This is a genomic window from Pseudoxanthobacter soli DSM 19599, from assembly GCF_900148505.1.
Lineage (GTDB): Bacteria > Pseudomonadota > Alphaproteobacteria > Rhizobiales > Segnochrobactraceae > Pseudoxanthobacter > Pseudoxanthobacter soli.
Genome location: NZ_FRXO01000001.1, coordinates 737,155 through 758,141, shown reverse-complemented (window position 1 = coordinate 758,141; position 20,987 = coordinate 737,155). Strand labels below are relative to the sequence as shown.

General features: G+C 66.6%; 16 protein-coding genes. 9 read left to right on the top strand and 7 right to left on the bottom strand.

Features of this window, described 5'->3' with window-relative positions; translation table 11 throughout:
• The first annotated feature begins 31 nt into the window (after positions 1-31).
• The 7 genes from BUF17_RS03155 to BUF17_RS03125 all read left to right on the top strand — a co-directional run bounded on the left by BUF17_RS03155 (position 32) and on the right by BUF17_RS03125 (position 12,545).
• Positions 32-1,069: an ABC transporter substrate-binding protein gene (locus BUF17_RS03155; RefSeq protein ID WP_073625698.1), complete on the top strand. Its 1,038-nt coding sequence runs from the start codon at positions 32-34 to the stop codon at positions 1,067-1,069.
• A 216-nt stretch (positions 1,070-1,285) separates the two neighbouring features.
• Positions 1,286-2,053 (top strand): ABC transporter ATP-binding protein, encoded by a 768-nt coding sequence (locus BUF17_RS03150; protein WP_073625697.1) that lies wholly within the window; start codon positions 1,286-1,288, stop codon positions 2,051-2,053.
• Positions 2,040-2,882 carry an ABC transporter permease gene (locus BUF17_RS03145; RefSeq protein WP_084563852.1) on the top strand — a complete coding sequence of 281 codons (843 nt, stop codon included), beginning with the start codon at positions 2,040-2,042 and terminating at the stop codon, positions 2,880-2,882. Before BUF17_RS03150 ends, BUF17_RS03145 begins: the two co-directional genes overlap by 14 nt.
• Before the next feature lie 24 nt (positions 2,883-2,906).
• Positions 2,907-3,959 carry an Ldh family oxidoreductase gene (locus tag BUF17_RS03140; RefSeq protein WP_073625696.1) on the top strand — a complete coding sequence of 351 codons (1,053 nt, stop codon included), beginning with the start codon at positions 2,907-2,909 and terminating at the stop codon, positions 3,957-3,959.
• A 26-nt stretch (positions 3,960-3,985) separates the two neighbouring features.
• Positions 3,986-5,485, top strand: coding sequence for an aldehyde dehydrogenase (locus BUF17_RS03135; protein WP_073625695.1), 1,500 nt, complete (start codon positions 3,986-3,988; stop codon positions 5,483-5,485).
• 846 nt (positions 5,486-6,331) lie between these two features.
• A complete protein-coding gene (locus BUF17_RS03130) occupies positions 6,332-11,395 on the top strand; it encodes a DUF4347 domain-containing protein (protein WP_073625694.1) in 5,064 nt (1,687 codons plus the stop codon).
• A gap of 229 nt (positions 11,396-11,624) precedes the next feature.
• A complete protein-coding gene (locus BUF17_RS03125) occupies positions 11,625-12,545 on the top strand; it encodes an oxidoreductase (protein ID WP_073626026.1) in 921 nt (306 codons plus the stop codon).
• 48 nt (positions 12,546-12,593) lie between these two features.
• Here BUF17_RS03125 and BUF17_RS03120 read toward each other — a convergent pair whose 3' ends face one another.
• A complete protein-coding gene (locus BUF17_RS03120; protein WP_073625693.1) occupies positions 12,594-13,292 on the bottom strand; it encodes a glutathione transferase, Atu5508 family in 699 nt (232 codons plus the stop codon).
• A gap of 177 nt (positions 13,293-13,469) precedes the next feature.
• Between BUF17_RS03120 and ppk2 the strand changes: the two genes are divergently transcribed.
• Positions 13,470-14,450 carry a polyphosphate kinase 2 gene (gene ppk2 / locus BUF17_RS03115; RefSeq protein WP_428977615.1) on the top strand — a complete coding sequence of 327 codons (981 nt, stop codon included), beginning with the start codon at positions 13,470-13,472 and terminating at the stop codon, positions 14,448-14,450.
• Between the two features lie 96 nt (positions 14,451-14,546).
• Here the strand turns inward: ppk2 and BUF17_RS03110 are convergent, their stop codons facing one another.
• From BUF17_RS03110 to BUF17_RS03100, 3 genes are all read right to left on the bottom strand, one after another.
• The gene (locus BUF17_RS03110; RefSeq protein WP_073625692.1) at positions 14,547-15,158 is read right to left on the bottom strand and encodes a general stress protein; all 612 of its coding nucleotides are present in this window, start codon (positions 15,156-15,158) and stop codon (positions 14,547-14,549) included.
• 38 nt (positions 15,159-15,196) lie between these two features.
• Positions 15,197-15,514 carry a hypothetical protein gene (locus tag BUF17_RS03105; protein ID WP_073626024.1) on the bottom strand — a complete coding sequence of 106 codons (318 nt, stop codon included), beginning with the start codon at positions 15,512-15,514 and terminating at the stop codon, positions 15,197-15,199.
• A 323-nt stretch (positions 15,515-15,837) separates the two neighbouring features.
• On the bottom strand, positions 15,838-16,875 hold the full coding sequence (locus BUF17_RS03100; RefSeq protein ID WP_073625691.1) for an aldo/keto reductase: 1,038 nt from the start codon (positions 16,873-16,875) through the stop codon (positions 15,838-15,840).
• A 296-nt stretch (positions 16,876-17,171) separates the two neighbouring features.
• On the opposite strand from BUF17_RS03100, the gene BUF17_RS03095 reads away from it, so the two are divergent.
• Positions 17,172-18,077 carry a LysR family transcriptional regulator gene (locus tag BUF17_RS03095; RefSeq protein ID WP_073625690.1) on the top strand — a complete coding sequence of 302 codons (906 nt, stop codon included), beginning with the start codon at positions 17,172-17,174 and terminating at the stop codon, positions 18,075-18,077.
• Positions 18,078-18,160: 83 nt separating this feature from the next.
• Here the strand turns inward: BUF17_RS03095 and BUF17_RS03090 are convergent, their stop codons facing one another.
• From BUF17_RS03090 to BUF17_RS03080, 3 genes are read right to left on the bottom strand one after another with little or no spacing between them, the layout of a single operon-like run.
• On the bottom strand, positions 18,161-18,940 hold the full coding sequence (locus BUF17_RS03090; protein WP_244530738.1) for a YggS family pyridoxal phosphate-dependent enzyme: 780 nt from the start codon (positions 18,938-18,940) through the stop codon (positions 18,161-18,163).
• A gap of 22 nt (positions 18,941-18,962) precedes the next feature.
• Positions 18,963-20,228: a serine hydroxymethyltransferase gene (glyA, locus tag BUF17_RS03085; protein ID WP_073625688.1), complete on the bottom strand. Its 1,266-nt coding sequence runs from the start codon at positions 20,226-20,228 to the stop codon at positions 18,963-18,965.
• Complete coding sequence (locus BUF17_RS03080) at positions 20,204-20,929, bottom strand: glutamine amidotransferase (RefSeq protein ID WP_073625687.1); 726 nt, start codon at positions 20,927-20,929, stop codon at positions 20,204-20,206. The genes glyA and BUF17_RS03080 overlap by 25 nt, the downstream gene beginning before the upstream one ends.
• Between the last annotated feature and the right edge of the window lie 58 nt (positions 20,930-20,987).

Genomic DNA, 20,987 nt, shown 5'->3' with positions numbered 1-20,987 from the left:
ATCGCCACCCACAAAAACCAGAGGGATCGACATGAAGCTCAAGGGTTCGTTCGGAAAGACAAAGGGTTCGTTCGGAAAGACACTCGCGACCGCCGTGCTGATCGGCGCAAGCTTCCTCGCCGCCGGCCAGGCCAAGGCCCTCGACGACGTGCGCCTGCGCCTCAACTGGATGTGGTACGGCTCGCACGCCGCTTTCGCCCTCGGCAAGGACCGGGGTTATTTCAAGGACGAGGGCATCAATCTCGACATCCGCTCCGGCAACGGCTCGGGTTCGGCCCATCGTCTCGTCGCCAACGGCGATTCCACCTTCTCCTACGGTTCCTGCGCAGCCATGGTGAACCTCGTGGCCAAAGGCGCGCCGCTGATCTCGGTCGGCGTCATCGATGCCATGGGAACCGAGGCCGTGATCGTGCGTCCGGACGCGGGCGTGAAGACCATCGCCGATCTCAAGGGCAAGAAGCTGCTGACGACCGCCAATGCCGGCGTGAACACCTTCTTTCCCCTCGTCCTGAAGAACGCGGGTCTCGCCGAAGGCGATGTCGGCCTCATCACGGTGCCGGACGGCGCTCTGGTGTCGAGCTATCTGCAGGGTGCGGGCGGCACCGTCGGCCTGCTCGGCGGTCTCGACGACAAGCCGGCCGAGATCAAGGCCGCCGGCGGCGCCGCCCCGATCACGTTTCCCTATTCCGATTTCGGCGTGAACCAGGTCGGCTACTGCATCGTCGCCAACCGCGAGACTGTTGCCAAGGATCCCGATCTCGTGCGTCGCTTCATGGCCGCCACCGTCAAGTCCTACAAGGCGGCCGAGGCCGACCCGAAGGCCGCGATCGACGCGCTCGGCGACATCGTCGGCGGCACCATGAACGAGGACGCCGGCAAGCAGCAGGCGGCCGAGGTGCAGAAGGTCACGCTCGACGTGCTTTATTCCAAGGCGAACACGGCCAAGGTGATGTCGCTCAACGTGCCGCAGGACTGGGCCGAGATGATCGACCTGATGAAGAAGTATAACGGCCTCGAGACCACCGAACCGCCCACCTACTTCTACACCAACGAGTTCCTGCCCAAGTGAACCTGCCCAAGTGAACCTGCCCAAGTGAACCTGCCCAAGTGAACCTGCCCAAGTGAACCGCGCGCAAGTGAACCTGTGCAAGTGAACCGCGCATAGCCGGGCCGAACGAGGAACCCCGGCGCGCATGGGCGATGCCGTCCGCGCGCCGGGGGTGAGGCCAGACGGTCGTCCGGGCTTGCGCCGGCCGATCCTTCCCGAAGACGAGGTGCCGGCGCGATGGGCGCGACAATCGAAATCAGGTCCCTGACCAAGACCTTCGGCGCGGGCGACAAGGCGGTGCACGCCTTCGGGCCCGTCGATCTCACCGTGGAGGCGGGCAGCTTCGTCTCCCTGCTCGGCCCGTCGGGCTGCGGGAAGTCGACCCTGATGCTGATGATCGCGGGCCTGCTGGAGCCCACCGCCGGCGAGGTTTGCTTCGACGGCGAGCGTGTCAACCGGCCCCGCACCGATATCGGCATCATGTTCCAGGACAACACGCTGGTGCCGTGGCGCACGGTGGCCGGCAATGTCGCCCTGCAGCTGGAGATGCGCGGGCTCGATCCGAAAGCCCATGCCGGACGCATCGCCGAGCTGTTGCGGTCGGTGAAGCTCGAAGGCTTCGCGGGCCGCCATCCCTACGAACTCTCCGGCGGAATGCAGCAGCGCGCCGCCTTCTGCCAGGCGCTGGTGCATGAACCGGAAACGCTGCTGTTCGACGAGCCGCTCGGCAAGCTCGACGCCATGACCCGTGAAAGCATCCGTGGCGACCTGCAATCGCTCTGGATGAAGAGCCGGCCGACGGTGGTTTTCGTCACCCACTCCATCGAGGAGGCCGTGCAGCTTTCCTCGGTCGTGTGCGTCGTCACTCCGCGCCCGGGGCGGATCGAGCGCGTGATCGAGATCGACCTGCCGTGGCCGCGCGACATGGACGTGAAGGCGAGCCCGGCATTCACCGGCTATGTCCACGACATTCAGGGGATTTTCCGTGACTATGGCGTCCTCTGACCCCTCACGCGGGCCGTCCGGCCCTGGCCGTTTCGCCCGCCTGTCCGATGCGATCGGCGGCCGGCTGCTTGCGGCCGTGGCGCATTCGTGGCCGTTCCTCGCGTTCTTCGTCGCCTTCTTCCTCGCCTGGGAATACGGGGTGCGGCTGTTCGGCGTGCCGGGCTATATCCTGCCCACGCCTTCCGACATCGTCACCCGCGGCTGGGCCGACATTCCCCGCCTCATCCAATACACCTTCGTCACGGCGGGCGAGACGCTGGTCGGCTACATGCTGGCGCTCGCCATCGGCCTGCCGATGGGGCTCGCCATCGCGTTCTCGCCGATGCTGCGACGCACGGTCTATCCGTTCTTCGTCAGCCTGGAGATGGTGCCGAAGATCGCGTTCGCGCCCTTGTTCATCGCGTGGCTCGGCTTCGGGCTGCTGCCGAAGGTGATCATCGTCGTGCTGGTGTGCTTCTTCCCCGTGGCGCTGAACTCGATCCACGCCTTCGGTTCGCTGTCCGACGAACTCGAACGGTTCTGCCGCTCGACGGGCGCGGGCGCGCTGCGCACGTTCTGGAAGGTGCGGCTGCCGGCGGCGCTGCCGCAGTGCTTCGTCGGCTTCAAGTACGCCGCGCTGAACGCGACGGTGGGCGCGACCATCGCCGAGTTTATGGGCTCCGACCAGGGGCTCGGGTTCTACATCCAGATCGCCACCGGCAACATGCGGCCCGATCTCGCCTTCGCCGGCATCTTCTTCCTGACCCTGCTCGGGCTTGCGCTGTTCGGCGCGGTCTCGCTGGCCGAGAAGCTGCTCATTCCCTGGCACATCACCCTGCGCCGTCACTGAGTGCATTTTCCCGAAGGATGTCCGATGTCGCCACGCTTTGCGTATTCCGACCTCGTCGCGCTGTCCGAGGCGGTGCTGGTGAAGGCCGGCCTCCCGGCTGAACCGGCTGCCTCCGTCGCGGCCGGCCTCGTCGAGGCGGACCTGCTCGGCCACACCACCCACGGGCTCGCCCTGCTCGCCGACTATGTCGAAGAACTCGACAACGGAACCATGGAGCGCAAAGGCTGGCCCGATGTCGTTGCCGATCACGGCGCCGTCGCGACCTGGGATGCGCGGCGGCTGCCCGGCGTCTGGACGACGCGGCTTGCGGTGGAGGAGGCGACCCGCCGCGCCGCGATGTACGGCTTGGGCGCGATCGCGGTCCGGCGCAGCCACCACATCGCCTGCCTCGCCGCCTTCCTCGAAGCGCCCGCGCGGGCGGGGATGCTCGTCCTAATCTATTCGTCGGACCCGAGCGACGCCCACGTCGCCCCGTTCGGCGGGCTCACGCCGGTGATGACGCCGAACCCCATCGCCGCCGGCATTCCGGCCGAACCCGATCCGATCCTGATCGACGTCTCGACCTCGATCACGACCGCCGCCATGTGCGGCCGCGTAGGGGCTGCCGGCGGGCGCCTTGCCGGCGCGTGGATCAAGGACAGCCACGGCAACACCACCGACGATCCGGCCGCTTTCAAGGCTGGTGGCTCCATCCTCCCCATCGGGGGGCTCGATCACGGCCACAAGGGCTATGGCCTGTCGCTGATGGTGGAGGCGATGACGCAGGGCCTCGGCGGCTACGGTCGTGCCGATGCGCCGCGCGAATGGGGAGCCGGCGTGCTGGTGCTGGCGCTCTCGCCGGCGGCATTCGGCGGGCTCGACGGCTTCACGCGCCAGACCGGCTGGCTCGCGGAAGCCTGCCGTGCCTCGCGCGTGCCCGAGGGCGCGCCGCGCGTGCGCCTTCCCGGAGAGGCGGCGCTCGGCCGCAAGCGGCAGGCGCTGGCCCACGGCGTGGTGCTGCACGACGGCATCGCCGAACACCTCTCCTGGCTCGCCGCACGGTTCGCCCTGCCTGCGCTCGTTCCGCTCGCCGACTGACGGCACACACCCCGGAGGCCACGTTCATGAGCGCCTACAAATCCGCCGCTGAGTACCGTGCCGTCGCCGGCCGCCTTGCCATCCCGACTCGGGCGTTCATCGACGGGGCATGGACGGCCGCCGCCTCCGGTGAGGTATTCGAGAACATCAACCCGGCGACCGGCGCGGTGCTCGGCACCGTCGCGGCCTGCGACGGGGCCGATGTCGAGCGCGCCGTCAAGGCGGCACGCCGCTCGTTCGAGGCCGGTGACTGGTCGCGCGCCGCGCCGGAAGAACGCAAGGCGGTGCTGCTGAAGCTCGCCGATCTGGTGCGGGCGAACGCCGAGGAACTCGCGGTACTGGAAAGCCTCGACAGCGGCAAGACCGTCAAGGACTGCCTCAACGAGATCGGGCACGAGGTGCCGACCTTCTTCCAGTGGTATGGCGAACTCGCCGACAAGTCTTTCGGCAAGGTCGCGCCGACCGCCGAGAAGGTGGTGGCGATGGTGGTCAAGGAGCCGATCGGCGTCGTCGGCCTGGTGCTGCCGTGGAATTTCCCGCTTCTGATGGCGGCGTGGAAGCTGGCGCCGGCACTCGCCGTCGGCTGTTCGGCGGTGGTGAAGCCGGCGGAGCAGACGCCGCTGTCCGCCTTGCGCCTTGCGGAACTCGCCCTGGAAGCGGGCGTGCCGCCGGGTGTCTTGAACGTCGTGCCGGGCTTCGGCGAAACCGCCGGTCAGGCCATCGGTCGTCACACCGATATCGATGCGGTGTCGTTCACCGGCTCCACCGAGGTGGGCGCCTATTTCCTCAGATACGCGAGCGAGAGCAATCTCAAGCCGGTCGGGCTGGAGATGGGCGGCAAGAGCCCGATGATCGTGCTGGACGATGCCGACATCGACGACACGCTGGTGTCCTCGGCCGTCAGCGCCGCCTTCTGGAACGGGGGGCAGAACTGTTCGGCCAACATGCGCCAGATCGTCGACCGCAAGGTGAAGGACACCTTCCTCGACCGCGTGCTGGAAAAAACCCGTGCGCTGGTGGTCGGCGATCCGCTCGATCCGGCCACCGATCTCGGCGCGATGGTAAGCACCGAGCACAAGGAGAGGGTCCTGTCCTATATCGAGGTCGGCAAGGGCGAGGGTGCCCGCGTCCTTGCCGGCGGCGGCGCCAGCGCCGGCCTGCCGGGTTCCTTCGTCGATCCCACGGTCTTCGACGAGGTCGATCCTTCCATGCGCATCGCGCGGGAGGAAATCTTCGGGCCGGTGCTCGGCGTGATCCCGGCGGACGGCCTCGACGAGGCGCTGGCGATCGCCCGCGACACCGATTACGGGCTGCACGCGACGATCTTCACGCGCGATATCGACAAGGCATTCCACCTCGCGAAGCGGCTGCCGTGCGGCACGGTGGCGATCAACGGCTTCACCGAGGGCAACGTCACGACGCCGTTCGGCGGCTACAAACGCTCCGGCTCCATGGCGCGCGACAACGGCACCGAGGCGATGGATCAATATCTCCAGACCAAGACGATCTGGCTGTCGCTCAGGTGAGGCGAGGGCGGTTTCCGCCCTCCGCCTGAAAGGCGATGAATCGGCGATCGGATGGACCCATCCGATCGCGTGGGACCCAACGTCAGAGCCGGCAGGGAGCCGCGCCGGATGTGCCGCGAATCCGACAGCACTTCCGATCGAAGGGATCATCCGATCGACCGGGATCTGCTTTACGTGTGATGAGCGCATCCCGCGCGCACGCTTCGGCCGCTCGGTGTTCATCGCCACGCCCCTCCCGTAGTGCAGCGTAGAAGTCCGCAGCCGGATCTGCCCGATGGCGCGCTCGACACCGTCGGCGGGCGCGCTCCATGAATGCCGGCGGTGATGCCGGGCTATTCAGGTCCAGATCGGACGAGCGATCTTCTGTCGGCCGACAGATGATCTGATCGGCTTTAGCCATCTCTCCTCAGTATTTGCAGCCGATTTTCTCGCCGATCCGCCAGACGAAATCAGTATTCCATCTCGCCAAAAAGCACGAACTGACAGAATTACACGCGATCGGGTGCCGGTGGACATCATCCGCTGCGCGGAGCGCCTTCATGCGCATGTTGCAGCGCAATAAATCTTTATTCTGCACTGCATTCAACTGCTGGCATGACGGATACATTACAGCTTATAGCAGAAATTATAAAGTTTATTCGTGCATAAATGACGTATTGCGACGATGCGTCATATACCATTGGTTGTGTGAAATTCTAAATCATTGAATCCAGTAAGATTCATTTCGAATCCAATTCATTTGCGTACGGTAGTTAGTCTGTATTTCTTACTATCCTTTAGATTGTAAGACTCTCGCCTGGGAACCTAGAATGCGTTCGTTATTTTATTTATACAAAGGCGGGCGCTATGGGCGAGATGATGTCCATCGGTTCAAATCTATATGTCGTTGATGGCAATATATCCGACGTAGAAATCATCCTATCCGCGATAGGTGCGAGCGAAATTACGAGAAAAGTCGCTTGTTTCGATTTCGCGGACGACAGTTCTGATGTTGTCACGCGTATTTCGGACATCGTGGCGAAGCATCGGGAACTGGCATCGCTGCATATCGTCAGCCATGGCCGGCCCGGAGCGCTGGTGTCCGGCGCGACGGTGATCGACGCAAACGGACTTCTGGACCGTGCGGACGATCTGGCCCGCATCGGGGCGGCGCTGGCGCCCGGTGGCGATATCCTGCTCTATGGCTGCGACGTCGCCGCCGGTGAGGAAGGGCGGGATTTCATCGGCCGTCTCGCTGAATTGACGGGTGCGAACGTCGCCGCCTCGGAAACGCCGACCGGCGCGGCCGATCGCGGCGGTGACTGGCGCCTGGAAGCGCGGGTCGGTTCCGTCACCACGCCCGTACTAGAGGTTCCGGCCTATCCCGGCATCCTGGTCAGCGCCTCGGCGGCGCCGACCATCGGCGGACTGGTGCCCGTCTCCGTCACCGAGGGCGGTTCGGCTGGAAGCGTCGGGTCGGGCATCTCCATCTCCGGCGGGTCGAGCTATGGCGGCGGCTCCATCACCTTCAAGCTCACGTCGCCCGTCGCCGGCGACCAGTTCCTGCTGACCAGCGACAGTGATCCGAACGCGGCCGGCGCGATCTCCATCAGTGGCGCTTTGGTCTATTACGGCACCGGCTCCGCCCGCATTCAGATCGGCGTCGTCGACAGCGTCGAGAACGGGCAGAACGGCCAGCCGCTGACCATCGACTTCACCCGCGATTTCACCAATCCGAGTTTCGAGAACGGCACGACCGGCTGGACCATCGGCGAGAGCCGCGTGATCCTCGGCACGACGAGCATCAACGGCCATGTGACGCCCGCCGACACCACCATCCCGCCAAATGCGGGAGACGATGCCGGCGACATCCAGTCGATGACCTATAGCTCCCAGCTCTCGACGGGCGAGCATTCCGATGGCGCCCAGTCCCTGCGGCTCTACAACAGCGGGCAGACGAACGCCGGATACGACGTCGTTCACGGTCCCTATGCCTATTCGGACACGTTCGCGGCCGTGGCCGGTGACACCTTCTATTTCGACTGGCGCGCGGCCGCGGGCAGCGACGCCTACGATGCCTTCGGCTACCTGATGAATGCCGATACCGGCGCCTACCAGGTCGTGCTCAACGAAACGGGCGCCAATGCCTCGGGCAATACGCCGTGGGCGACCAACAGCGTGACGATTCCGACCTCCGGCAACTGGTTCTTCGTCTTCGTCGGCGGCACCTACGACTTCACCGGCGGAACCGCGGTCGGCGGCTCGCTTTATATCGACAATTTCCGCGTAGCGGTCGGCGGCGTCACCGACAGCATCGTCGCTGCCGTCGCGAACCACGTCAGTTACCAGTCGACCGGTGACGCGGCTCTGGACGACCGCACTCTCCAGGTCGTGGTGTCCGATAGCGCCGGCAATCAGACGACCGCCACCACGGCCGTCGAGGTGGTGAACGCGAACGACGCCCCGACAGGCGCCGTTTCTCTGTCCGGGCCTCCCGCGCAAGGCCGCACGCTGACGGCCACCAATTCGATCGCGGACCCCGACGGCTTCGATCCGGCCGGCGTATCCTATCAGTGGCAGCGTCTCGGTTCGGACGGCAACTGGCACAACATCGTCGGCGCCACCGGCGACAGCTACGTGCTCACCCAGGACGATGTCCGTTCGAAGGTCCGCGCAGTCGCGTCCTATACCGATCATGGCGGCACCGTGGAGACGGTTGCCGGCGCCGAGTCGCGCATGATCGAGGATGCCCACTTTGCGCCAACCGGCGGGATCGCAATCGGCGGCACGGCGGCCCAGGGCGAGGCGCTGACATTGACCGACACCGTCGCCGATGCCGACGGCATCGCCTCGTCGGCCTACCAGTGGCAGCGCTGGGACGGTTCGGCGTGGGTCGATATCACCGGCGCCACCGGGACCTCCTACGTCCTCACCCAGGCCGATGTCGGCCACGACGTTCGCGCGGAGCTGCGCTATGTCGACGGCGACGGCCTCGCCACGATTGTGTCGAGCGCAGCCGTGTCCTCTGTCGCCAACGTCAACGTCGCGCCGACGGGCGGGCTTGCCATTGGCGGCACGGCCGCCCAGGGTGAGACGCTAGCATTGACCGATACCGTCGCCGACGCCGACGGCATCGCGTCGTCGGCCTACCAGTGGCAGCGCTGGGACGGTTCGGCGTGGGTCGACATCTCCGGCGCGACCGGGACCTCCTATGTCCTCACCCAGGCCGACGTCGGCCACGACGTTCGTGCCGAGCTGCGCTATGTCGACGGCGACGGCCTCGCCACGACGGTGTCGAGCGCGGCCTTGTCCTCCGTCGCAGACGCCAGCTTCGCGCCGACGGGCGGGCTTGCCATTGGAGGCACGACCGCCCAGGGCGAGACCCTGACATTGACCGATACCGTCGCCGACGCCGACGGCATCACGTCGTCGGCCTACCAGTGGCAGCGCTGGGACGGTTCGGCGTGGGTCGACATCTCCGGCGCGACCGGCACCTCCTATGTCCTCACCCAGGCCGACGTCGGCCACGACGTTCGTGCCGAACTGCGCTATGTCGACGGCGACGGCCTCGCCACGACGGTGTCGAGCGCCGCCACCTCCGCCGTCACCAACGTCAACTTTGCCCCGACCGGAGGGCTCGCCATTGGCGGCACGACCGCACAGGGCGAGACGCTGACATTGACCGATACCGTCGCCGATGCCGACGGCGTCGCCTCGCCGGCGTACCAGTGGCAGCGCCTGGGCACGGATGGCGCCTGGCACGACATCTCCGGCGCGACTGGGACCTCCTACGTCCTCACCCAGGCCGATGTCGGTCACGACGTTCGCGCCGAACTGCGCTATGTCGACGGCGACGGCGTCGCCACGACGGTTTCGAGCGCCGCCACCTCCGCCGTCACCAACGTCAACTTCGCCCCGACGGGCGGGCTCGCCGTTGGCGGCACGGCCGCCCAGGGTGAGACGCTGACATTGACCGATACCGTCGCCGACGCCGACGGCATCGCCTCGCCGGCCTATCAGTGGCAGCGCTGGGACGGTTCGGCGTGGGTCGATATCTCCGGCGCGACCGGGACCTCCTACGTCCTCACCCAGGCCGACGTCGGCCACGACGTTCGCGCCGAGCTGCGCTATGTCGACGGCGACGGCCTCGCCACGATTGTGTCGAGCGCGACCGTGTCCTCTGTCGCCGACGTCAACGATGCTCCCGTCGGCGCTGTGGTTGCCAACGGCGCGGCGGTTCAGGGCCGTACCCTGACCGCGACGAACACCGTGACCGATGCCGATGGCATCTCGACGCCCGGCACCTATCAGTGGCAGCGCCAGGGCGCGGATGGCGCCTGGCACGACATCGTCGGCGCCACCGCCGCCACCTACGCGCTCACCCAGACCGATGTCGGCGCACGGATGCGCGCCGTTCTGCACTATGTCGACGATGCCGGGGCGCACGAAACCGTCGCCGGCGCGGCAACCGGGGTGGTCGCAAATATCAACGATCTGCCGGTCGCGCAGGACGATCGCTTCGCGGAAATGCGCAACGCCCGCACCGTCACGATCGACGTGCTTGCCAACGACACCGACCCGGATGGCGACGCACTCCACGTCACCAGGATCGACGGTCACGACATCGCGCCCGGCGGTTCCGTCACCCTCGACAGCGGCACCGTCACGCTCGATGAAAGCGGCCATCTGGTGTTCTCGCCGTTCCTCACCTTCGACGGCGCTGTCAGCTTCACCTACACCGCCGAAGACGGCGCGGGCGGTGCGAGCGTCGGCCACGTGGCCGGCTCCGTCGCGACTTCGGCGGAATGGTCGGCTCTCGGCCACGACCTTCAGGACGTCGTCGGTGGCGCCGGGCTGGCCTTGCCATCCGATCTGAACGACCTGATCTATGCCGCGTCCGTCGTGCTGCCGGGCGCGTTCATCACCTCGGACGATGCGCGCTCCATCGTCGGCTACCAGCCGGGTGCCGGGCTCGACCTCGTCACCGATGATGTCCTGCCCGACGCAAGCATGCTGTCCAGGATGCTGCTGGCCCTGGCGCAGACGCGGGATTCGTCCGCCGCGCCGGTGCTCTCCAGCGATGCGGACGGTGCGTGGACCAGCTCGGTCGACCAGAGCCTCCTGTTCCAGACGGCGCTCGGCTCCGACCAGCATGTGCGGATCGACTATGGCGGCGGCAGCACCTCGTTCTCCGGCACGGCCTCGTCGGGCTGGACCCGCTCGTTCGCGCTCCAGAGCCTCAGGCCGGATTTCTCGGCCGATCTCGTGACACAATCCGACGGCAATGCCCAGGGCCAGCTCCACGAGGCCTCTGTCGGCACCGGCTCTGCGCTGTCGATCGATATCGGCGGGCTGCAGGCCGGGACGCCCCAGGCGGGCCTTTCCAACAAATACGGCTTCGTGGATTTCGTCACGCCGGATGCCCACAGCGCCGTCGCGATCTCGCGCTCGGTCGCCGTCGCCGACACGCTGGGCGGCGCCGATGACCAGACCGCCGTCGTCCACATGCGCCAGAACGGCGTCAGCGACGTCTCGGTGATGTTCTACAAGGTCGACGATCTCTCCGGCAGCATCGACGGCATCGATCCCGGCGATGCGCGCTACGGTGCGGCCACCGAAAGCCGTGCCTACCATCTGTCCGACGGTGGAACCTGGCTCCAGGGCAGCGGATACGGTCAGTACGGCGAGGGGGAGATCGCGGGCATCGACAATGGCGACATCATCGCCATGCGCCTCCACACCGGGGCGGGCGACGACTTCTACGCCTTCGCCAACGCCAACAGCGACGGCCAGATCGCCCACCTCTGGGGTTACGGCTACAACACCTGGGGCTGGGAAGACACCGCCGGCGGCGGCGACCGCGATTTCAACGATCTCGTGGTGCAGCTCGATTTCGTCGGCAAGCAGCTCGATAGCCTGCTGCTGGCCTGATCCGCGGTGGAACACCTCGCGCGGCGCCGGAAGCCGTCTCCTGCCGCGCGAGGGCTTCGGAAGGGCCGATAGGGCATTCGTGAACGGACGCGGGCGCCGCGATGGTTGCGATCCGGCCGCGTCGGACTACATCACGCATGGTGCAGCCCCGGCATCGCGGCCGTTCTGCCGCGATGCCGTTCCGGTGCGATGTCGCTCCGGCAATCTGGCCGCCCTGTGGGAGAAGCCGATGCCGGACACGTCTTCCGGGTTCACGGAGGCCGACGTGCCCGACCAGTCGGGCAAGTGCTTCGTCGTGACCGGCGCCAACACCGGCCTCGGCTTCGAGGCCGCCCGCGTGCTCGCCATGCGCGGCGCCCGCGTCGTTGTCGCCTGCCGGTCTGAGGCGAGGGCCGACGAGGCGATGCGCCGGATCCGCGCCCTCGCGCCCGCCGCTGATCTTGGTTTCCTTCCGTTCGACCAGGCCGATCTCGACAGCATCCGTCGCGCCGCGGTCGAACTCGACGGGGAACCGCGCATCGACGCGCTCGTCAACAATGCCGGCGTGATGATGCCCCCGCTCAGCCGCACCCAACAGGGCTTCGAACTCCAGTTCGGCGTCAACCATCTCGGCAGTTTCGCCTTCACCGCCCTGCTGCTGCCGAAGCTCGCCGCGACGCCGGGTTCGCGCGTCGTCATCACCGGCAGCCTCGCCCATATCTCCGGCCGGATCGATTGGGACGATCCGAACGCCAAACGGTCCTATCGCCGCTGGCCGCGCTACCGCATGAGCAAGCTCGCCAATCTCCTGTTTCTGTTCGAACTCGACAGGCGGCTTCGCGCGGCCGGCTCGTCTGTCATGGCGCTCGGCTGCCATCCGGGCATCGCGGGAACGGACCTCGGCCGTCATCTGCCGGCGGTCGGCCTTGCCTGGGCCGCCTTCCGGCCGTTCCTGAACACGCCGGCGATGGGCGCATGGCCGACCCTTCAGGCCGCCACCGGCGCCGTCACGCCCGGGGCCTATTACGGCCCGCAGGGATTTCGCGAGATCAAGGGGCCGTCGGGCGTGGTACGGCGCGCGCCGCACGCCACCGACCCTGCCTTGGCGAGACGGCTCTGGGACCTGTCGGTCGAGATGACCGGCATCGAACCGGCCCTGCCGCCGGCGTGAACCACTGCCCGGGGAAACTCGCCCGGGCGGCCGGAGCGTAGCCTTCCGTCAGCCGAGAACCCGCCGCAGCGAGGCCTCGATCTGGCCGCCGCAATAGGCCTCGCCATAGTCCCGTCGCGCCCTGGCGGCGAGGGCGGCGAGCGGCGGCAGAGCCGAAACGCGCCGGGTCAGGCCGGCCGTCATCGGCGCGGCGTCCTCCAGCATCACGGCGATCGGCGGGAAACGGTCGGCCATGGTCGACCAGAGCGTGGCGCTTACGACGTCGGCGATGCCGGGGGATTTGCCGCCGAGCAGAAAGCCTGCATCTGCGGTCAGGCCATTGCGGCGTCCGGTCTCTTCCCAGAACGACATCCAGCGTTTCAGGCGCGGCACGAACTCCCGCCAGCGCCGTTCCGTCCACATCTCGCGCCCGCCATCGATCGTGATGTCGTCGATCACATCGTTGGCGTCGTTGACGATCTTCAGAGTCATGGCGCGCAGGGCAGGGGTGTCGGGCATGAGATCGAGCGTCTCGCCCAGATAGAGCACGATCGCTGGCATTTCGGAGATCGCAAACTTCGCCTTGCGGTCGATCAGCATCGGCGGCCCCATGAACGGCACCGGCATCTCGCTCGCCGGCGCCTCCATCAGCCGCGCGATCTCGGCATCACCAGCCTCGGTCCAGGTCTTCCCGGCGAAGGCGAGCACGGCCCGCACGAACTGGCCCCGGAACGGCACGGACCAGTAGTAGAGATCGTAATCGGCCATTTCGGCTTCTCCCTGTGTTGAGCGCACGACCGGCCCCGCGCGGGCGTCAGTCGGCGATGCCCACCTTCCATGCGTCGGCGACATCAAGGTCGCAGCACAGCGTCGGCCAGCGCCATCGATTTGTCACCAAACCGCATTGGCTTTTCGGTATGGCAGGCGTTGCAGGAGGCGCGACAGATGGCAGATTCCACCACCGATACCGAGATCACCGAAGCCGGCACGACCCTTGCGTCGCAGGGCGAGGCGGACGCGCCTGAGGCGCCGTCGCGCAGCTGGCTCGAGATCGAGCTCGAAGACGACATGGACGAGGAACTCGAACAGGCGGTCGATGATTCCCGCGTGCCGCCGGAGCTTCGGGCGAAGTTCGAGCGCCACAGGAAGAACTCACTCGACCGGCACACCTATTTCAGCGAACTCCTCCGTCTGCAGGGCGAACTCGTCAAGCTGCAGGACTGGGTCCGCTACAAGGGGCTCAAGCTCGTCGTGCTGTTCGAAGGGCGCGACAGCGCGGGCAAGGGCGGCGCGATCAAGCGCATCACCCAGCGCGTCAATCCGCGAACCTGCCGGGTCGTGGCGCTGCCGGCGCCCTCGGATCGCGAGAAGACCCAGTGGTACTTCCAGCGCTACGTGCCCCACCTGCCGGCGGCCGGCGAAATCGTGCTGTTCGATCGCAGCTGGTACAACCGCGCCGGCGTCGAGCGCGTCATGGGCTTCGCCAGCGAAGGTGAGGTCGAGGACTTCTTCCGCGACGTGCCTGAATTCGAGCGCATGCTGGTGCGCTCCGGCATCATTCTGGTGAAGTACTGGTTCTCGATCACGGACGAGGAGCAGCAGCTGCGCTTCCTCATGCGCATCCATGATCCCATCAAACAGTGGAAGCTTTCGCCGATGGACCTCCAGTCGCGGGTGCGCTGGGAGCAGTACACCAAGGCGAAGGAGGCGATGTTCGAGCGCACAAGCATCCCCGAGGCGCCGTGGCACATCGTGGAAGGCAACGACAAGAAGCGCGCGCGCCTGAATTGCATGGCGCACCTTCTGTCGGTGGTTCCCTACGAGGAAGTGCCGCACGAGGAGATCACGCTGCCCGAGCGCGTGTTCGATCCGAACTACGAGCGCCGGACCCTGCCGCCCGAACTCTACGTTCCCGAGCGGTACTGACGCGCGGACAGCCGATCCTGATTGACATGCAGACGCCGGGACGCATCGCGCCCCGGCGTTCGCTTTTCAGCATGTTCTGAAGAAGGTTCGCAGCCGTCAGTAGCGCGAGCGCTCGCGGGCGGCTTCGTCGGCGGTGTAGAGCGGCGCGTCGGGGTCGAAGCGCGACCAGCCTTCCGAGCGATAGAGCTGCTCGCGGGAGGTCATGTCGACGCCGTTGCGCAGGATGGCCGTTGCCTCGGGCACGAGGCCGTCGTGCACGCGAGCGGAAACCAGCGTGCCGCCGCGGCGCACACCCTCGGCATAGAGATTGGCCTCACGCTCCGGAACCCCCTGCGCCGTCATGGCACCGACGAGACCGCCCACGGCGCCACCCGCGGCCGCGCCGGCCACCGCGCCGACGCCGGTGGCGACCAGCCAGCCGGCCGCAACCACCGGGCCCACGCCCGGGATCGCCAGCATGCCAAGGCCGGCGAGCAGTCCGCCAGCGCCGCCCACGAGCGCACCGACGCCCGCGCCCGTCGCGGCATCGTCGCCGGCATTGCTCGCCGTGTCGCGCCGCTCGGCCGGGCGAACATCGTCGCTGTACCATTCGTCCGCATTGTTGGCGACGATGCTGATGTCGTCGCGATCGATGCCGAGCGCTTCCAGCTTGTTCACCGCGATGACGGCGTCGTCATAAGTGTCGAAGAGACCGGAGACTGTGGTCATGTTGTTATCCTCCTGGTGATTTCTCGAGGCTGGGACGCTCAGCGCGGGAAGACGTTGCCCTGATAGTCGATGGCGACATCGACCGGCATACCGTTCTTCTGGGCCGTGCCGCGCCAGACGCCGCTGTTGTCCTTGGTCAGGCCGCTGACGTTCGAGAAGCCCTTCTCCTCGATGCGCTCCTTCGCCTGTGCCTCGGTGAAGCTGTTGGCGCCCTCGGCCGGCTGCGCAGGCTGTGCGGTATCCGGAGTGGCGACCGCCGGGGTATCCGGATCAGGGTTCGCCCCCGGAGCCTGCGTCTGCGCGAGAACTGGAGACGACAAAGCGAGCGCGAGCACGCCAATAACGACGCGTTTCATGTTGACCATCCGTTTCTAATCGATAACGCGGATGATAAACGTCGCGACAGCGTGCGCGTTCCATCGAGTTGAGCGGAACAATTTCACATTTCATGAAGACCGCGTTCGACGGAATTCCCGTCTCTCGTGCCGAATGCGCTCTTTTTGTCTGATTTGGACGAAGGCGAGAACGCGCTCAACTTGAGTGCGAGCGGCGAAGCTGCGGCGTCTCGGCGGCGATCAAGGCCTGCGGGCTGCCGATGATGGCCGCGGCCGAGGCGAAGTCGACCGCGAAGCAGACGCCGGGCAGGGAGGGCCGCGGGTTGAGCCGGCGCCCCTCGATTTTATCCCGCGATCGGCGGATCGAGCCGCGCGAAGCCCTCCTGCCGGCGATAGGGGAAATGCGGGTAGGGCGCGGTGACGGCGCTGGCTGCATCCAGCGTCGCGATCTGCTCGGCTGTAAGCGTCCAGCCGACCGCCCCGAGGTTCTGGCGAAGCTGTTCCTCGTTGCGCGCGCCTATGATGACGGAGGACACGGTGGGGCGTGTGGTCAGCCAGTTGAGCGCCACCTGCGGCACCGTCTTGCCGGTTTCCGCCGCCACATTCTCGAGCGCATCGACGACCCGGAACAGATGTTCGTCCTCGACGGGTGGGCCGTAGCGCGCCGTATCGTGCAAGCGGCTGCCCTCGGGCAGCGGCAAGCCACGCCGGATCTTGCCGGTCAGGCGGCCCCAGCCCAGCGGCGACCAGACCAGAGCGCCAAGCCCCTGATCGTCGCCCAGCGGCATCAGATCCCATTCATAATCGCGGCCGATCAGGGAGTAATAGACCTGATGGGCGACGTAGCGAGGCCAGCCATAGCGGTCGGCGACGGCCAATGCCTTCATGATCTGCCAACCGGAGAAGTTGGATATACCGACATAGCGGACCTTCCCATCCCGCACGAGCGCGTCGAGCGCGGACAGAACCTCCTCCATCGGGGTCGCCGCGTCGAAGGCGTGCAATTGCAGAAGATCGATATAATCGGTGCCCAAGCGCCTCAGCGCCTGTTCGACGGCGCGGATCAGGCGGAACCGCGATGAGCCGGCGTCATTCGGACCATCGCCCATCGGCAGGCCGGTCTTGGTCGAAATCAGCACGTTGTCGCGCCGTCCCTTGAGGGCCGCGCCGAGCACGTCCTCGGAAGCGCCGTTGGAATAGACATCCGCGGTGTCGAACAGGGTGACACCCGCCTCCAGGCAGATGTCGACGAGCCGTCGCGCCTCCTCGACATCCGTGGTGCCCCAGGCCCCGAACAGCGGCCCCGTTCCGCCGAACGTGCCGGCACCGAAGCTCAGCACCGGCACCCTGAGACCTGATCGGCCCAGTAAGCGAGTGTCCATGAGATGACCCTTTCAGAGACTTTCGATCGGGCGCCGACCTAATGGCCGCGCGGGGGAACAAGTCGGCGCCGGCGCGCACGCGGTCTTCCCGGCGCCCGTGCGATCAGAGCGAACTGCGCGAGTCTTGCGCGGTCAGCGCGGGCGGGCCGCCGATGCCGAAGGCCCCGGACGGCAGGGAACGGGGAGCGAAAGGCATGATCTGTCTCGCCATATTGACGTTCGAGATGAGACATAGATCTGCCTTGCGCTGTGATATAGTGCGCTGAATGGAACATCATTTATGAAATCAACGACCAATGGCGCGTTCTGAAATCAACCGTTCCGGCGAAATGGAAGTGTTCGTCTGCGTCGTGGAGCGCGGTGGATTCTCAGCCGCTGCGCGGGCTTGCCGGATGACGCCGTCAGCCGTCAGCAAGCTCGTTTCCCGACTCGAAGCGCGGCTCGGCGTGCGCCTCGTCAATCGATCGACGAGAGCATTCCAGCTCACGCCGGAAGGATGCGGGTTTTATGAACGCGCGACGCATATTCTGGCGGACATCGCCGACGCAGAGCGCAGCGCGGGGGCTGGAGAACAGCCTGTGGGACGTATTCGCCTCAACACCAGCGCGTCCTATGCCACCCATGTTCTGGCGCCGATCATGCCGGCGTTTCTGGAGCGCCACCCGGGCGTGACGCTCGATCTCGTGCAGACCGATATGGTGGTCGATCTGCTGGCGGAGCGCACCGATGTGGCGGTGCGCGCCGGCCCCCTTAAGAGTTCCAGTCTCGTCGCCCGCAAGCTCGGCGACACCGCGATGGTCGTCGTTGCCGCTCCGTCCTATCTCGCTCGGTTCGGCGCGCCTGAGACGCTCGAGGATCTGGAATCGCATCACCGTCTCGGCTTCGGCTACGTCCGCTCCGTCGAAGGCTGGCCGATGAAGAAGGGAACCGGGACGATCATCGTCCCCGCGGTCGGGCGGGTTCAGGTCAGTGATGGCGAGGGGCTGCGCCTGTTGGCGCTGAACGGTGCCGGTCTGGCGCGTCTCGCAGCCTTCAGCGTGCGCGGGGATATCGACGCCGGACGTCTGGTGCCGGTGCTCGAACATCTGAACCCCGGTGATCGCGAAGCCTTCCACGCCATCCATATCGGTCAGGGCGGACCGCTGCCCTCGCGCGTCAGGGCGCTGCTCGATTTCCTGGGGGAGCGCGGCCGGATCTCCTGAGTGCCGCGGCTCCGGCGTAGAGCCGTTGCTATCGGATCGTCGGCGGCAATCCGTTCACCGGAAACGTCACTGACGCGGAGGCATCACGCCGTCCCCGCCGCGCCGGGCCAGTAGTGGGAATCCGGCAGCGGCCGAGGACCGAACACCGCCTGGCCGACGCGCACGACCGTCGCGCCTTCTTCGATCGCCCATTGATAGTCGCCTGACATGCCCATCGACAGATCCGTGAGCGTGTCGCCCTGGGGCGCGTCCTGCCGCGCCCGATCGCGGATGTCGCGCAGCAGGCGGAAGCAGCGCCGCACCTCGGTCTCGTCGGGCGTGAAGGTGGCGAGCGTCATGAACCCTTTGGGGCGTAACGTCTCGAAAGCCGCCAGGTCTTTCAGAAAGGCTGGCACATCCTCGGGCGTCAGGCCGAATTTGCTGGCCTCGCCGGACGTGTTGACCTGCACGAGCACATCGAGGCCGCGCCCCACGGACTGGAGCCGCTTGTCCAGCGCCGTCGCCAGCGAGCGGCGATCCAGCGACTGCACCTCATCGGCGAAGCGCAGCACGTCCTTGACCTTGTTCGATTGCAGATGGCCGATCATCGACCAGCGAACCGGCTCGCCCGCCAGCGCGTCTGCCTTGCGCCCACCTTCCTGCACCTTGTTCTCGCCGAGATCGGCTTGCCCGGCGCGCACGGCTTCCAGAATGCGCGACGGCTCGACGGTCTTCGTCACGAGGACCAGACGGACCGCGTCCGGCGCGCGCCCGGATCGCACCGCCGCCTCCGCGATCCGCTCGCGAACGAGGTTCAGATTCGCGACCACCTCAGACATGGCAGGCTCGGACATGGCAGGCTCAGACATGGCAGGCTCAGACATGGCAGGCTCAGACATGGCAGGCTCAGACATGACAGGCACCATCGACCGGCCAGCGATCGGTCAGGATGCGCACCCGCTTTTGAATCGACGGGTCCGCACATCGCCCGTGTCGAAGCGCTCGCAAACCACCGAGGATCAGATCGCCGACCTCCCGGAAGGCGGCCTCGTCGAAGCCGCGCGACGTCGCGGCAGGCGTGCCCAGCCGCAGGCCGGAGGTAACGGTCGGCGGAAGCGGATCGAAAGGGATCGCATTCTTGTTGGCGGTCAGCCCATAGTGTTCCAGGGCCTCGACCGCGGCCTTGCCGGTCAGGTCGAACGGCCGAAGATCGACCAAAAGAAGGTGGCAGTCGGTTCCGCCGGTGACGAGCTGCAATCCCCCCTCCATCAATGTCTGTCCGAGTGCCTTCGCGTTGAGGATCACCGCTTTCGCATAGTCGCGAAACGCCGGCTGCAAGGCTTCGTGAAACGCCGCCGCCTTGCCCGCGATCACGTGCATCAATGGCCCGCCTTGGGTGCCGGGGAAGACGGCTTTGTCGATCCTCTTCGCCAGGGCCGGATCGTCGGTCAGGATCAGGCCGCCGCGCGGGCCGCGCAGCGTCTTGTGCGTGGTCGAGGTCACGACATGGGCGTGCGGCAGCGGATTGGGATAGAGGCCGGCCGCGATCAGCCCGGCATAATGGGCGACATCGGCGACGAGCCACGCACCGATGCTGTCGGCGATAGCCCGCATCCGTCCGAAATCGATCTCGCGCGGATAGGCCGAGCCGCCGGCGAAGATCAGTTTCGGGCGCTCCTCCTGTGCCTGCCGTGTCAAGGCATCGTAGTCGATCCGGTCATCCTCCGGACGGACCTTATAGGCGGAGACCGCGAACCATCGGCCCGATAGGCTGACCGGCGCGCCGTGGGTGAGATGGCCGCCGCAGGCGAGATCGAGCCCCATGATCCGGTCGCCCGGATCGAGAAGCGCAAACAGGACCGCGATATTGGCATTCGCCCCGCTGTGCGGCTGCACATTGGCGTGGGCCGCGCCGAACAGTCGGCAGGCGCGGTCGATTGCCAGTTGCTCGACCCTGTCGGCCGCTTCGCAGCCGCCATAATAACGCCGCCCCGGATAGCCTTCCGCGTATTTGTTGGTGAGGATCGAGCCTTGCGCAGTGCGAACGGCGGCGCTGACGATATTCTCCGAGGCGATGAGTTCGATATGCGCGTGCTGCCGTTCGGCTTCCTGCGCAATGGCGAGGCGGAGATCGGAATCCAACGCCATCATGGCCGCACCCCTTGCAGCCATTCGGTCAGCATCCGGCGCGCCGCGTCGCGCAGCGTCGGCCCGAAACCGGCGGCATCTTCGCGCAGAACGTTCGGGTCGATACCCGCACCGGCAAGCTCGCTGGCATGACCGACCAGCCAGCGCTCGATCCCGGCGCAGGCATCGACTTCAGGGTGAAACTGAAGGCCAAGGACATGGGCTCCGAGCGCGAACCCCTGCGTCGCGCAGAGCGGAGTCGTCGCCAGAGATGCGGCGCCGTCGGGGATCTGGAAGGCGTCACCGTGCCAATGCAGCACGGCGACGCCTTGCAGATGCCGCAGCGGCGAGGCTCGCCCGGCGTCGGTCAACGTCAATTCCGAAAAGCCGATCTCCTTGCGTCCGGTCGGCGCGACGTCGGCGCCCAGCGCGGCCGCGATGAGTTGCGCGCCGAGGCAAATGCCGAGCGTCGGGCGGCCCTCCGCCAGCCGCGCCTCCAGGATACGCTTCTCGTCGGCAAGAAAAGGGTATGCGTCCGTTTCATAAACGCCGACGGGGCCGCCGAGGACGACCAGCAGATCGGGCAGCAACGGATCGAGGGTCCACAGCTCATGCAAGCCCACATCGTAATAATGGAGGCGGTATCCGGCCGCAGTCAGCACGGTCTCGAACGTGCCCAGATCCTCGAAATGGACGTGACGGATGGCGACGGCGGTTTTCAGTGTGGCGGGCGCACCCTTGGCCATGTGAATCTCCTTCCGGGTCGCGGCCGGTTGCCGCGATCCTCCGCTCGTGCGATAGGCC

Excerpts from the sequence above, each read along its gene's own strand:
- BUF17_RS03080 (WP_073625687.1), bottom strand. The coding sequence starts at position 20,929 with ATGGCCAAGGGTGCGCCCGCCACACTGAAAACCGCCGTCGCCATCCGT.
- BUF17_RS03135 (WP_073625695.1), top strand. The coding sequence starts at position 3,986 with ATGAGCGCCTACAAATCCGCCGCTGAGTACCGTGCCGTCGCCGGCCGC.
- BUF17_RS03130 (WP_073625694.1), top strand. The coding sequence starts at position 6,332 with ATGGGCGAGATGATGTCCATCGGTTCAAATCTATATGTCGTTGATGGC.
- ppk2 (WP_428977615.1), top strand. The coding sequence starts at position 13,470 with ATGGCAGATTCCACCACCGATACCGAGATCACCGAAGCCGGCACGACC.
- BUF17_RS03155 (WP_073625698.1), top strand. The coding sequence starts at position 32 with ATGAAGCTCAAGGGTTCGTTCGGAAAGACAAAGGGTTCGTTCGGAAAG.
- BUF17_RS03095 (WP_073625690.1), top strand. The coding sequence starts at position 17,172 with ATGGCGCGTTCTGAAATCAACCGTTCCGGCGAAATGGAAGTGTTCGTC.
- BUF17_RS03145 (WP_084563852.1), top strand. The coding sequence starts at position 2,040 with ATGGCGTCCTCTGACCCCTCACGCGGGCCGTCCGGCCCTGGCCGTTTC.
- BUF17_RS03110 (WP_073625692.1), bottom strand. The coding sequence starts at position 15,158 with ATGACCACAGTCTCCGGTCTCTTCGACACTTATGACGACGCCGTCATC.
- BUF17_RS03140 (WP_073625696.1), top strand. The coding sequence starts at position 2,907 with ATGTCGCCACGCTTTGCGTATTCCGACCTCGTCGCGCTGTCCGAGGCG.
- BUF17_RS03105 (WP_073626024.1), bottom strand. The coding sequence starts at position 15,514 with ATGAAACGCGTCGTTATTGGCGTGCTCGCGCTCGCTTTGTCGTCTCCA.
- BUF17_RS03150 (WP_073625697.1), top strand. The coding sequence starts at position 1,286 with ATGGGCGCGACAATCGAAATCAGGTCCCTGACCAAGACCTTCGGCGCG.
- BUF17_RS03125 (WP_073626026.1), top strand. The coding sequence starts at position 11,625 with ATGCCGGACACGTCTTCCGGGTTCACGGAGGCCGACGTGCCCGACCAG.
- BUF17_RS03090 (WP_244530738.1), bottom strand. The coding sequence starts at position 18,940 with ATGTCTGAGCCTGCCATGTCTGAGCCTGCCATGTCCGAGCCTGCCATG.
- glyA (WP_073625688.1), bottom strand. The coding sequence starts at position 20,228 with ATGGCTGCAAGGGGTGCGGCCATGATGGCGTTGGATTCCGATCTCCGC.
- BUF17_RS03100 (WP_073625691.1), bottom strand. The coding sequence starts at position 16,875 with ATGGACACTCGCTTACTGGGCCGATCAGGTCTCAGGGTGCCGGTGCTG.
- BUF17_RS03120 (WP_073625693.1), bottom strand. The coding sequence starts at position 13,292 with ATGGCCGATTACGATCTCTACTACTGGTCCGTGCCGTTCCGGGGCCAG.